This is a genomic window from Bacillus sp. IS1, from assembly GCF_032461585.1.
In the GTDB taxonomy this organism is placed as follows: Bacteria; Bacillota; Bacilli; order Bacillales; family Bacillaceae; genus Bacillus; species Bacillus velezensis.
Genome location: NZ_JAWCWR010000002.1, coordinates 898,330 through 910,827, shown reverse-complemented (window position 1 = coordinate 910,827; position 12,498 = coordinate 898,330). Strand labels below are relative to the sequence as shown.

Here is a 12,498-nt window from a genome sequence, read left to right as displayed (position 1 = left end):
TTTTCGATACGATCGGAATCAGCAGATACAGAAAGGATGTCGCATATGGATGTACTTATGAATTTTCCTTTACTGGCGAGTTTTGCCGCCATTATTTTTGCCCAAGTTGTAAAAGTGCCTATTCAATTTATCGTATCCAAAAAACTTGACTGGTCTCTTGTGACGAGCACCGGCGGCATGCCGAGCTCCCATTCCGCCGCCGTCACCGCGCTGTCAACCGGAGTCGCTTTGGAACAGGGACTGGACTCGCCCCTGTTTGCAGTCGCCGCGATTTTCGCCGTCATTACGATGTTCGACGCTACAGGTGTCAGGCGGCATGCGGGTGAACAGGCGACGGTCATTAATAAACTGGTCATCGACTTTAATCGGTTTGTCAGCGAAGCGAAGGACTTTCAGAAAGCGGAAGAGAAGGAAAAACAGAAGAAACTGAAAGAACTGCTCGGCCATCAGCCGATTGAAGTGTTCTTCGGCGGCGTCACCGGTATTGTGCTGACATTGATTTTAGATTATTTCTTTATGTAAAAAACGCTTCAGCGGACGCTGAAGCGTTTTTATTCTTTTACCGTTTTGTATTGATTTCTGAACACTTGCAGCGACTTGGTTTCGTTCAGCTTTACAAGTTCGTCCTCGGTCACTGTGCCGTTCCCTTTTTTAATAATGTAGACCTCAAGTGTTTTTTTGCCCCAATTGTTATAGACGTCCTTGACGGTGTCAAAGTAGAGGTCAAGGCGGCTGCCTTTAATTTTTGAGCCGGTATCGGCGACAACCCCGTAACCGTAATTCGGTATAAACAGAATCGTCCCGATCGGGAAAACAGACGGATCGGCCGCAACAGTTGAATATAAATCTCGTTTGACCTTCACGCCTGAATATGTAATTCCGTACTGCGGATGCCCGGGAGATTTTCCGGTAGATTCCGCTCCGGCGGTATAACCGGTGGCCGTCACCTTTTGTGACGGATAGCGTTCCCAGTCAAAAGCTTCTTCCAGCGGTTTTACCCTGCCTGATGCCTTCTGATCCGGCTGATTCTGTAAGGATTGAAACGGAGTGCCGATGTTTTTCAAAACGGCGCCGCGATGTTCTGTCATCCAATTAGTCAGATCCTTTGCTTCAACACCTGTTATGGAAAAGTATGTCGCATGGCATGCGCCCAAAAAGAGCACGATCATGAATACGCGTCTGATTATCGTCAATCTGAAATCACTCTCCTCCGAGTCATTGTTCCCAACTCGGTGAGGTGCTATACAAAAAGCGCCGCGACACAAAAAAAGCTTTCTCGAATAAGAAAGCGGCTTAAAACATTTGATATCCTCTTTTTCTGAGCGCCTTTATGGCAATGCCTGACATGATGGCTCCCGCCAGTCCGCCCGCCAAAATCACGACATCCGCAACCGCTAATGACATGATGCGCTGAAACAGGCTTTGAAAGGATTCCCCCGGCGCCTGCACGTAACTGATCATCTTTTTATTGCTGATAATGAAAAGGCATACAATCGGATAGACAACAGCCATAATCCACGACATTCTAAGCAGCATGTTCAACAGAAAGCCTATGCCGAAAAACAGTATAAAAAATAGTACGATTGAGATCAGGACAACCGGCAAACTAATCACAAACATCCACCCCCTACAGCACTTTCAGTGTACCTCGGGGGCGGTAAAAAAGTCAACGTCTGGAAAAATCAGCGTCTCTCTTTGCCGCTTCCCTGGCAGGAGGGACATGTTTCGGAGCCGCCAAGAAGCAATTGAAAATACCCTTTACCTGAGCAGAACGGACACGCCGCCGTGCTTTTTGCTGTCGTTTTCATGCGGATCACCCTTTTCTTAATTTTCTGATAATATATCATATTTACTTGTCAAGCACCAAGTCAGAATATGTAACAAATCAACTCATGTAAGCGGAAACATTCATTTTTTTCTCTTACATGCTTTTTATAGCGCTCTTTTCTAAAAAAAAGAGAAAACCCGCGGGCGCGGGTTTTCAGAAGAATTTAAACTTCCCTTTTTTCAGCGTCAGGCCCAGACCGCCGATCATAAAGAGCGAGCGGTTGTCAATGACCTTTTTCATAAAGGACGCCGGCATGCCTTTGAGCTTCCTGCCGTATACGACTCCGACAGCGTTATGCTCACCGAGGGAGGCGACGGTTCCTTTAATGTCAGGCTTGAACTCTTCAAGCTGGCCTCCTTTAATCAAACCGCCCAGATTTTTGGCGACCGTTTCTCCTTGCTGCATCGCGATCTGAGCAGTCGGCGGGTACGGCCGTTCCGTCTCTTCATTGATAAAGAGCGAGCTGTCGCCGAGAATAAAAACGTCATCATGTCCCGGCGCCCGAAGATCAGGGTTGACCTTGACACGGCCGCGCATATTTTCAAAACCCGCTTCCTCCACGATCGGATGTCCGCGCACGCCCGCGGCCCAGACAACAGTCTGCGATTTGATTTCTTCCGGCTCTTCATCTTTCTTGCCGACTGTGACACCGTCTGCGCGGCATTCTTGAACCGCGGTGCCGATTTTAAATTCAACGCCTTTGCTCTCAAGGTATTGAACGGCGTAATCGACAAGCTCCGGATCAAATCCCGGCAAAACCGTCGGGGCGGCCTCGACACAGACGATCCGGACGAGACTTTCATCTATATCATAATATCTGCATAACTCCGGCTTGCGGTTCGCAAGTTCACCGAGAAATTCAATTCCCGTAAAGCCCGCTCCGCCGACAACGATGGTTAAGCGGTCAGGGCGTTTTTCAGCCTCCGTATTGTATGTCGCAAATTGGAGCTCAATATGGTCTTTCAGCTGGCGCGACGTATTAATATTCGCGATCGGAAAAGCGAATTCTTTTAAGCCTTTAATCCCGAATGTTTCAGGGACGGCGCCAAGCCCGATGACAAGATAATCATAAGGGATGTCCCCTTGTGAAAGCGTCACCTTTTTATTTTGCACATCTATCGCTTTTACGGTATCCTGCACAAATTTGACCCGTGATTCATTGATTACATCTTTTATTTGATATCTGCAGCGGTCATGATGCAGCGTTCCTGCGCTCGCTTCATGCATCCATGTCGTTTCATAATGATAATTGTGTTTATTGACCAAAGTAATGTCAGCGTCATTTGCCCCGATATGCTTCGGAAGCCTTGTTACTGTCATTAATCCACCATAACCTGCACCTAAAACCACGATTTTGGGTTTATTCAATGCCATCACATCCACCTTCTTTTTTTTGCTGTTAGACGCATAATCAAATCAACATTTGTATTAGCTTCAGCTTATTGGCGGGATTTTATGAAATGAAATATAAAATTTTTTAGAAAACCGCACATGTCTGCATATCACCATACTATCCGGAAGAATCAGAAAACATTCAGGAAAAAACAGATTGGAATTTGTCCCCATATTAGCGCGGCCGCAATTTTTTTCAAGAATGAAGCGGCCGGGCGGTTTTCGGCACTCGTCATCCTTTTAAATTGTATGTTATAATTAATAACAATTTTCAATTAGGAGGCAATTTGGTATGCAAGAGGATTCAAAGGTTTATGATATTACGGTCATCGGCGGCGGCCCGGTCGGCCTGTTTACCGCTTTTTACGGGGGAATGAGACAGGCGAGCGTCAAAATCATCGAGAGCCTGCCTCAGCTTGGCGGCCAGCTCAGCGCGCTGTACCCTGAAAAATATATTTATGATGTAGCCGGATTCCCGAAAATCCGCGCCCAAGAACTTGTGAACAACTTAAAAGAGCAAATGGCAAAGTTCGATCAGACCATCTGCTTAGAGCAGGCCGTTGAATCTGTTGAAAAACAGGCGGACGGTGTGTTTAAGCTTGTCACGAATTCAGAAACGCATTATTCAAAAACGGTTATTATCACCGCGGGAAACGGCGCATTTAAGCCGAGAAAGCTTGAGCTGGAATCAGCGGAACAATATGAGGGCAAAAACCTGCACTACTTCATTGACGACCTCAATCAATTCGCAGGCAGACGCGTTGCCGTTCTGGGCGGCGGCGATTCTGCGGTGGACTGGGCGCTCATGCTTGAGCCGATCGCGAAAGAAGTCAGCATCATCCACCGCCGTGATAAATTCCGCGCGCATGAGCACAGTGTCGAAAACCTGCATAATTCTAAAGTCAACGTGCTGACACCGTTTGTTCCCGCTGAACTTGTCGGTGAAGACCGGATCGAACAGCTCGTTCTCGAAGAAGTGAAAGGCGACCGTAAAGAAATCATTGAAATTGATGACCTGATCGTAAACTACGGCTTTGTTTCTTCTCTCGGCCCGATTAAAAACTGGGGCCTTGAAATCGAGAAAAATTCCATCGTCGTCAAAAGCACAATGGAAACGAATATCGAAGGCTTCTTTGCCGCCGGAGATATCTGCACATATGAAGGCAAGGTCAAGCTGATCGCCAGCGGTTTCGGCGAAGCTCCGACAGCCGTGAACAACGCGAAGGCTTACATGGACCCGAAAGCGCGCGTCCAGCCTCTGCATTCTACAAGCATGTTTGAAAAATAATAAAAAAGAGTCTGTGTCATACCGGCACAGACTCTTTTTTATTTAAACATCCAAATATAATTCATGACGGTTCCGACAACAAGCGCAATGACAAGCGCCGACACGACCCAAATCGTGCCTAAAATAATCCGGTCCTGAATTTTCTGGGCTTTCGGGCTGTGCCCGGGCTGTTTTTGTTCCACACCGGCCCCTCCCTTCTTCTGCAAATCTATCTATCGTAACAAATGTCTTACAACACCCAATACTACTATGATAACCAAACTGCAAATGGATGACAAGCTGACCGCATATGAGGCGGCATGAAATCATTTGACATTCCTGACAAAACAAAGTACATTATAAAAAGACGAACATTTTAATTTTATTTAATTATATTATTCGCTTTTAGGGGTGTTATATATGGAAAATGTATTTGATTACGAAGATATTCAGCTGATTCCTGCAAAATGCATTGTTGAAAGCCGATCTGAATGTGATACATCAGTTACGTTGGGCGGACACACGTTTAAACTTCCGGTCGTACCGGCCAACATGCAGACGATTATAGATGAAAACATCGCGGCCTGGCTCGCGGAAAACGGGTATTTTTATATCATGCACCGCTTCGAGCCGGAAAAACGCCTGGCTTTTGTCCGGGATATGAAAGCGCGCGGACTGATTTCTTCCATCAGTGTCGGCGTGAAGGAAAATGACTATGAATTCATCCGGGAGCTGAAAGCACAGGAGCTTGTGCCGGATTATATTACCATTGATATCGCGCACGGCCATTCCAATGCCGTGATCAGCATGATTCAATTTATTAAAGAACATGTCCCGGAAAGCTTTGTCATCGCAGGGAATGTCGGGACGCCTGAAGCCGTAAGGGAGCTGGAACGCGCGGGCGCCGACGCGACAAAAGTGGGAATCGGCCCCGGGAAAGTCTGCATCACCAAAATTAAAACCGGCTTCGGAACCGGCGGGTGGCAATTAGCCGCGCTTCGCTGGTGCGCAAAAGCGGCGAGCAAACCGATCATTGCTGACGGCGGCATCCGCACGCACGGCGATATCGCGAAATCCATCCGTTTCGGCGCATCTATGGTCATGATCGGATCATTATTCGCCGGCCACGAAGAATCACCGGGACAAACGATCGAAATCGATGGAAAGCTGTACAAAGAATATTTCGGCTCCGCTTCTGAATTTCAAAAAGGCGAAAAGAAAAACGTCGAAGGCAAAAAAATGCATGTCGAACATAAAGGGTCTTTACAGGACACGCTGGTTGAAATGGAGCAGGATCTGCAATCTTCCATCTCTTACGCCGGCGGCAATACACTCGAAGCCATCCGCAATGTCGACTACGTGATCGTAAAAAACTCCATTTTCAACGGCGACAGATTTTAACACGCAGCAGAGCCGCAAAAAAGATAAAAAAATGACATTCAATATGAATGTCATTTTTTTTATTAGATACCGAAATAAAGAGCCGCACTGGCCAACAGATTAATCACAAAAATAAACAAAAAGATGTAACGAATGAATTTATTTTGCACCGGAGCAAATATAAAGAGATATAGTCCTGCCACCCCAAAAGTAAGAACAGGAAACAGCCACTCAAAGGATAAAGAAATGATATAACCGATAATCATAACAATCGGCACACCGATTAATGATAATTTACTTCTCATATGATTTCTGCCCCTTTTACTTAAAAATTGGTGTGATGTAAGCTTCAATAATGGCAGCGGCGATCAGCAGACAAATAATAAGCAGCACCAATATTCCAATATGCCTGAACATTGAAGCGATTATCTTTTTTTCCTTAGAAAAACACAGCCTGATGACCAATTCAACGCCCTTAAAACCAATGGCGCCACTTAATAATAACGCAGGAACTTCAAATATACCATGAGGAATTAGCAGTAAAAAAATCTGATAAAAAGGAACCCCGCTATGCAGATTTTCTATAATAGAGCCGCTTAAAATAAACCCGTTGGTGAATAAATAAAAGATTGAGGTCAACCCAAAGGTAAAAAAACCCGCGGCTAAAAACAGACAAGCTATTGCATTATTTTTCAGCAGTTCAACTGCGCCTGACGAGCCGTTGTAAGACGCTGATGAAACAAAGTGATCGGAAAAAAACGCAGCGATCACACCCCCTGAAAAAAACAGCAATGACGCGGTTAACGGAATGGCGGACGTCCTGATTGCCGGCAACAGGCGGTTCATCATGTATAGATACTCTCAGCCAATTCTTCAATCTCTTCTAATGAATGCTCGGATGACTGATACTCCGCCGCAAAAACGCCCTCATGTATAATACCGATCGTATCGCACAGCGAATGCGCCAGCTCCAGCAGGTGAGTCGATAACAGGACCGTATTTCCCTGCTTGACGTACTCCTTTAATAACGTCCGTATCGTTTTACCGCTGATTAAATCAATGCCCGTCAGCGGCTCGTCAAGAATTAATATCTTTGGCTGATGAATGAGCGCGGCCGCAATTGATAATTTTTGTTTCATTCCGTGTGAATATGTTTTAATCAGCTGATTTCCGTCTTGAGCAAGCTTCAGCGTCTCTAACATATTCTTTATATAATCATTTGTCCGCTGAGACGGCACTTGAAACATCTCCGCTGTAAAACGCAAGTATTCGACTCCCGTTAAATAATCATATAAAAAAGCATGGTCGGGCACAAAACCGATATCAGCCGATATTTGCCCCCCCTCTTCTGAATCCAGTTCCTTGCCGTCAATCATGACGCGGCCTGAAGTCGGTTTAAGCAGGCCCGAAATGATTTTCAAAGTCGTTGTTTTCCCGACTCCATTAGTCCCCAGCAAAGCATAGATTGAGCCTTTTTTCACCTCAAACGAAATATCTTTCAACACCTGTTTTTCACTATAGTTTTTTTGTATATTCACTAATTTAATCATTGTTCGCAAACCTTTCCGCCATATTGATTCTGCGAAGAAACAGAAACATGACTCCATAGTTTAATAGTGTGAACAGGACAAAAATACCTGATGCAGAATGAATAAGCATCGTTTCAAGTTCCGGCTTTTTATAGATAAAATAGGACGTGATCGCAGCGATTTGAAGCGACACAATGAAAATGAAAGAACTGTATAAGTTGTTATACGTCTTTGCTTTCCCCGCTTCTCCAATTTCGTACAGATGCTCCCAGTTTTTCTTAGGATACAGGGCGGTGCTTGAAATCTGGACAAGACTGTATAAAAAACCCGAACATAAAAACACAATAAACAAGTAAATCGTCAGCGCCGCGGAAGACGGAAAAAACACCGTAATCAAAATGGTGATGATGAACGAATAGATAAGAGCGGCGAGATTATAAATACATACTTTCGGAAACACCAGCTGCCACGCATGTTTGATATTCCGGTGAAACAAATGCTGATTTTTTATTTCCCCGTCTACTGATAATACTGTTTTGAGCGCATCTCCGACGAGCTGATACGAAAAGTTCGCAATGATAACCGCCGCAGACACGATGGCGGCTGCCGAATACCCGATAAAGTGATGCGATAAAAGCGGAATACAAAAACCTAAAAACAGCATGAACAAATACAGCATACTGCCGAAATTCCTGATAAAAAACCCGTCAATTCTCGATAAGAACAGGAGGTCCTTTTGAAAAACGGCATGAAATATTTTGTTATTTCTATATAATTTCAGCTTTGGCGCAAAATCTGCGTTTGTCAAAAACATATAAGGAATAAGGTCCATTTTCTTCAGGGTGGCCGACCACAGTTTAAACATCCCCGCCGTTAAAAGGACGGCGACCGCTAACACCGCAGCGAAAACGAGCACGGAATGTGAGCGGAATGCTAACCATACATACGGCGTATTCATGAGGATGTTCCGGAAAGCCGGTGACTCCGTAAAGCTAGAAATATCCTTTGCGGTATACTCCCCAAACACGAGAAGATAAACGGCATACCCGACTGCAAGCGGAACCAGCAGGCTGACGCTGAATAAAATGCCTTTCATGATTTTCAAGTAAAACAATTTGCTCCACATATTTGTAAGAAGATAAACAACATAAGAAAACAGCATAGATAAAAATAAATTGAGAAGAAAATAAACGAAGCCCAAGAAAAATACGATGATCGCCGCAGACCCGGTCATGCCTGCGCTTGATAAAAACAAAAAGACCGGAAAAACAAAAAGATACCATACGAAAATGGTTTTTTTGATCGCCTGGCCGGCAAAAACAGAAAACAGCTGTAGAAAACGCACCTTTTTTAATTGATGAATGACCTTACGCGTATCCAGCAGAAAGGCATTGTGATGTTCTTTAAAGAAGCCGGCAGCCCAAAAAAGCTGCTCAAGTGAAACGGCGATTAAAACAAATTGCCCCCATGCGCTGAGGGGCAGCTGAATCAGTTTTGTCCCGAATACTACACCGCATCCCAGGAAAACGAGATATAAACATAACAGAGAAATAATAATGGCAGACAGCAGTTTGCTGTTGAGTTGAGGAATGCCCCAATCTTCCTTTCTTTTTCGAAACGATGACAGGGTATTATATTTGATAAGAGCCGCAATTTGTTTGACTATCATACTTTCAATCCTTACATATGTATTTGGGAGAGAGGCTCTTTTTGCAGCTTGTACAAAAAGAGCAATTATTTATTGATCGATTTTACCAAGCAGCTGCGTATTTTTTGCCGTATTTCTTAATCATTGTTTTTGCTGTTGCAACGATTGCATAAGAAATCGCGCCTGCGCCTGTAACGATACCGATAAGAGAAATGATAGAAGCAATTGTTGATGCCGCATCAATAATATCAATTGCTTTTTTAGCTGCTGCTGTAGAGATGCCGAGAGTAGAAGCTAATTCAGCATTGGCTGAGAATGCATGAGCCGCCGCCACGTTTAATTCAGTTCCCGTTAATAATAGTGCATAAACCAATGTTGCTGCAGCAAGAGCCGCGCCAAACAAAATGAAAGACTTTTTATTAGATTTTACTAAGTTCATCATAACATCTCCCTACTCTGTTTTTTTAATTTATAATAAAATTCAGCTTAATTGACTCTCTCCCGAGCTAAATTTTATCCGCCATAAAATAGTTTAAGAAAATAGTAAAGAGTTTTAGTAAAACAAAACATCCAGTCAAAATGATTCTCTTGCCTTTACTGAGATCGGTCAGTTTTCCTGCGGCAGCATAAAGAGCCGCGATTGATATGAGCAGAAATGGGTCCAGCAGCTGCAGACTCAAGCTGGTGCCGCCGGCAGAATATATAAGCGAGGAATCAGCCGTTAAGTAGTTAACAACTGAAAGAATCAACATTTTAAATGCCGAGATTAAAGAAGTCAGCGTATATAGAAGCAAATATATTTTTTTCGGTTTTTTTGTACCGAGAATAAAAGCGGCAACGAATAACAGAAATCCGCCTATCAGAATTTCCACAAAAGTTGTGAAGATCATAAACCCTTGCAGAAACATGACAATCGTACGAACACTTTTCTCCCCGATATCGTAGGTACTTTCTCCGACGGAAGAATAATACGACTGCAGAACTTTATCTGAAATACTGAATTGGAAGAGTAATGAACAGATCAAAATGATGAAAAAAGAACTTAAAAATATTTTTTTATTGCTCAATTGACCTATCATATTATCATCCTTTTCTTACAAAATAAATTAACTATTCTATACTTTTACAATTTAGTTTAATCCTATCAAAAAATCAATATCCTTTCGAAAAATATGACTTTAGGACGTGTTGACAATGAGCACATCTTTCAGAGTTTTCAGTTCTATATACCCTTTATTTTTTTTTGAATTTGCAAATAGTATGATTTAGACAATTGATTTGAAGTTTTAGGAAGAACCTGTCGAAAGAGACGAAGGATATAAAAAAGGAGGATATCGTCATGTATCCTCCGGATGTATGATCGCCAGCACCTGATGATCTTCCCATTTTCCATTTATTTTTACATTTTTTCTCGCAATGCCTTCTTTATGAAAACCAGCTTTTTCGAGCACCCGGATTGACGACTTATTGTGCGGCATGACTCCGGCTTATATCCGATGCAGTTTCAGCTCATTGAATGCATAATCGACTGCCAGCTTGACAGCCTTCGTCGCATAGCCTTTCCCGTTATGTTTGCCATCTAAAAAATAACCGATAAAAGCGCTTTGGAGGGAACCCCGAACCACCTGAAAAAGGCTGATCGTGCCAATCAGGGTCTGATCTTGAAGAAAAATGCCGAAGCTGTATTCTGTGTCATTTTCCGCATTCTTCAGTGATTGTTCAATTCGTCTTTTCCGGCCTTCCAGCGTATAAAAATCCTCTTGTCTCGACATGGCAAACCGTTCAAAGAACATGCGGTTTTCCGTCTGCAAAACCAGTTCCTGCTCTGCATCATTCAGGCTGAGCGGCCTGATATCAACGCTGTTTCCTTCCTGCATATGCATCGCCGTCCTTTTGTTTTGATCAGAAACGTTTTTTAATTGCCTCTCACCCATGTGATACGGTACGCTTTATCGCATCAATAAAGATCCCAGAATTTTACCAAACAAGTTTTTTTGTTGACTTAAACCGTGCTTTAAGCCGTATCATCATATTGTGACAAGGAAAGAATAACTTTGGCGGTTTCCCGATCATCCAAAAAATATATTGATTGGATTGCAGCTGAAGGATAGAAGCGGGAGCTGAAATGTTATCTAAGAAGCATGAAACAATCGGAAAAGAGGAGTTAATATGAAACTGACGGGAAATACAATACTGATTACAGGCGGAAATGCCGGAATAGGATTGGCTTTCGCAGAACGGTTTTTAAAAGCGGGAAATAAAGTCATTGTGACCGGACGGCGTGAGCACGCTCTTCAAAAAGCAAAGGAAACATTCCCGGATCTTATTACATATGTCAGTGATTTGAGCATTCCATCTGAACGTATATCACTGTTTGATTGGGTGAAAGAAAATTATCCGGAAGTGAATGTGTTAGTAAACAACGCGGGGATTCAACAACGTTTTCACGTGCTGAAAGCGGATGCGAAGGACAATTGGGACTATTTCAATAAAGAAATCACAACGAACATTGAAGCTCCCTTCCACCTGTCTATGCTGTTCGCTCCGTTTTTTGCCGGAAAAAAAGATGCGGCTGTCATTAACGTCTCTTCGGGATTGGCTTTTACACCGCTTGCTATTGCACCGATCTATTCAGCAACGAAAGCAGCGCTTCATTCATTTACAATGAGTCTGAGACATCAGCTTTCTGATTCATCTGTAGAAGTGATTGAAGTTGCGCCTCCGGCGGTGAATACAGATTTAGGCGGAGCAGGGCTGCATACTCAAGGAGAACCGCTGGATGAATTCGCTGATGGGATTTTTAAAGGACTGAAAGAGGGCAAACAAGAAATCGGATATGGTTCTTCAGCGGAACGGCTGCGCATGTCACGGGATAAAGCCGATGAACATACGGCAAATATGTACAATGCAATGAAACATACAATTGAATAACATCTTTGAAAAAGCAAAACCCGCTTCTGTTGAGCGGGTTTTATTTTTATTAAACAGATAAACGCCTTTCTTAACAATGGTGCAAGCGCCATCGAAAAGAAAGACGTCATATTTTTTCATCCTAAGAATGGCGGGTTGACCCTTAGCACTCTTCCGGCGTACCGGCGTTTTTGGCCGTGCGGAAAGATGAACCGCAGCCGCAGGAAGCGATGGCATTCGGGTTGTCAATGGTGAAACCGCCGCCCATCATGGACTGTTTGAAGTCAATGATCGTGCCGGTCATGATATCGAGGCTTTCGCTGTCGACCAAGACGGTGATTCCGTGCTGTTCAAACATGCTGTCTTTTTCGCCTTTTTCATGCTCAAATCCCATTCCGTAAGACAGGCCGCTGCAGCCGCCGCCTTTTACGCCCACACGAAGGAACGCGTTTTCTTCTTCATGCTCTTTCATCATATCTTTTATATGCAAAGCCGCTGCTTCAGTGATGGTTACTGGAACACTCATAGGTAGACCTCCTTTTTT

General features: G+C 43.8%; 16 protein-coding genes and 1 pseudogene. 4 read left to right on the top strand and 13 right to left on the bottom strand.

Features of this window, described 5'->3' with window-relative positions:
- The first annotated feature begins 45 nt into the window (after window positions 1-45).
- Complete coding sequence (locus tag RUW00_RS12680) at window positions 46-522, top strand: divergent PAP2 family protein (protein WP_021495380.1); 477 nt, start codon at window positions 46-48, stop codon at window positions 520-522.
- 29 nt (window positions 523-551) lie between these two features.
- Here RUW00_RS12680 and RUW00_RS12675 read toward each other — a convergent pair whose 3' ends face one another.
- The 4 genes from RUW00_RS12675 to RUW00_RS12660 all read right to left on the bottom strand — a co-directional run bounded on the left by RUW00_RS12675 (window position 552) and on the right by RUW00_RS12660 (window position 3,202).
- Window positions 552-1,193 (bottom strand): 3D domain-containing protein, encoded by a 642-nt coding sequence (locus RUW00_RS12675; RefSeq protein WP_280144591.1) that lies wholly within the window; start codon window positions 1,191-1,193, stop codon window positions 552-554.
- A gap of 100 nt (window positions 1,194-1,293) precedes the next feature.
- Window positions 1,294-1,614: a YuiB family protein gene (locus RUW00_RS12670; protein ID WP_280144592.1), complete on the bottom strand. Its 321-nt coding sequence runs from the start codon at window positions 1,612-1,614 to the stop codon at window positions 1,294-1,296.
- 68 nt (window positions 1,615-1,682) lie between these two features.
- Window positions 1,683-1,808 carry a YuiA family protein gene (locus RUW00_RS12665; RefSeq protein WP_007408708.1) on the bottom strand — a complete coding sequence of 42 codons (126 nt, stop codon included), beginning with the start codon at window positions 1,806-1,808 and terminating at the stop codon, window positions 1,683-1,685.
- A gap of 173 nt (window positions 1,809-1,981) precedes the next feature.
- The gene (locus RUW00_RS12660) at window positions 1,982-3,202 is read right to left on the bottom strand and encodes an NAD(P)/FAD-dependent oxidoreductase (RefSeq protein ID WP_007408709.1); all 1,221 of its coding nucleotides are present in this window, start codon (window positions 3,200-3,202) and stop codon (window positions 1,982-1,984) included.
- A 310-nt stretch (window positions 3,203-3,512) separates the two neighbouring features.
- Between RUW00_RS12660 and yumC the strand changes: the two genes are divergently transcribed.
- Window positions 3,513-4,508: a ferredoxin--NADP reductase 2 gene (gene yumC, locus RUW00_RS12655; RefSeq protein WP_007613496.1), complete on the top strand. Its 996-nt coding sequence runs from the start codon at window positions 3,513-3,515 to the stop codon at window positions 4,506-4,508.
- A 38-nt stretch (window positions 4,509-4,546) separates the two neighbouring features.
- On the opposite strand, the gene RUW00_RS12650 is transcribed toward yumC, so the two are convergent.
- Complete coding sequence (locus RUW00_RS12650; protein WP_003151982.1) at window positions 4,547-4,690, bottom strand: hypothetical protein; 144 nt, start codon at window positions 4,688-4,690, stop codon at window positions 4,547-4,549.
- A 217-nt stretch (window positions 4,691-4,907) separates the two neighbouring features.
- On the opposite strand from RUW00_RS12650, the gene guaC reads away from it, so the two are divergent.
- Window positions 4,908-5,888: a GMP reductase gene (gene guaC / locus RUW00_RS12645; RefSeq protein WP_053285183.1), complete on the top strand. Its 981-nt coding sequence runs from the start codon at window positions 4,908-4,910 to the stop codon at window positions 5,886-5,888.
- A gap of 62 nt (window positions 5,889-5,950) precedes the next feature.
- Here guaC and RUW00_RS12640 read toward each other — a convergent pair whose 3' ends face one another.
- The 7 genes and pseudogenes from RUW00_RS12640 to RUW00_RS12610 form a co-directional block, all read right to left on the bottom strand.
- Window positions 5,951-6,172 (bottom strand): DUF5970 family protein, encoded by a 222-nt coding sequence (locus RUW00_RS12640; protein ID WP_003151978.1) that lies wholly within the window; start codon window positions 6,170-6,172, stop codon window positions 5,951-5,953.
- Window positions 6,173-6,188: 16 nt separating this feature from the next.
- Window positions 6,189-6,716, bottom strand: a complete 528-nt coding sequence (locus RUW00_RS12635; RefSeq protein ID WP_110124330.1) for a stage II sporulation protein M — start codon at window positions 6,714-6,716, stop codon at window positions 6,189-6,191.
- A complete protein-coding gene (locus RUW00_RS12630; protein WP_007613514.1) occupies window positions 6,713-7,417 on the bottom strand; it encodes an ABC transporter ATP-binding protein in 705 nt (234 codons plus the stop codon). The genes RUW00_RS12635 and RUW00_RS12630 overlap by 4 nt, the downstream gene beginning before the upstream one ends.
- Window positions 7,410-9,065, bottom strand: a complete 1,656-nt coding sequence (locus RUW00_RS12625; protein WP_280144593.1) for a hypothetical protein — start codon at window positions 9,063-9,065, stop codon at window positions 7,410-7,412. Before RUW00_RS12625 ends, RUW00_RS12630 begins: the two co-directional genes overlap by 8 nt.
- An 82-nt stretch (window positions 9,066-9,147) precedes the next feature.
- Window positions 9,148-9,483, bottom strand: coding sequence for an uberolysin/carnocyclin family circular bacteriocin (locus RUW00_RS12620; protein ID WP_003151973.1), 336 nt, complete (start codon window positions 9,481-9,483; stop codon window positions 9,148-9,150).
- 67 nt (window positions 9,484-9,550) lie between these two features.
- Window positions 9,551-10,123 (bottom strand): hypothetical protein, encoded by a 573-nt coding sequence (locus RUW00_RS12615; RefSeq protein ID WP_007613520.1) that lies wholly within the window; start codon window positions 10,121-10,123, stop codon window positions 9,551-9,553.
- 258 nt (window positions 10,124-10,381) lie between these two features.
- Window positions 10,382-10,921, bottom strand: a pseudogene (locus RUW00_RS12610) (GNAT family N-acetyltransferase).
- Window positions 10,922-11,213: 292 nt separating this feature from the next.
- Here RUW00_RS12610 and RUW00_RS12605 point away from each other — a divergent pair.
- Window positions 11,214-11,975 (top strand): SDR family oxidoreductase, encoded by a 762-nt coding sequence (locus RUW00_RS12605; protein ID WP_014418789.1) that lies wholly within the window; start codon window positions 11,214-11,216, stop codon window positions 11,973-11,975.
- Window positions 11,976-12,117: 142 nt separating this feature from the next.
- Here the strand turns inward: RUW00_RS12605 and RUW00_RS12600 are convergent, their stop codons facing one another.
- Window positions 12,118-12,480 carry a HesB/IscA family protein gene (locus RUW00_RS12600; RefSeq protein ID WP_003151967.1) on the bottom strand — a complete coding sequence of 121 codons (363 nt, stop codon included), beginning with the start codon at window positions 12,478-12,480 and terminating at the stop codon, window positions 12,118-12,120.
- Window positions 12,481-12,498: the final 18 nt, after the last annotated feature.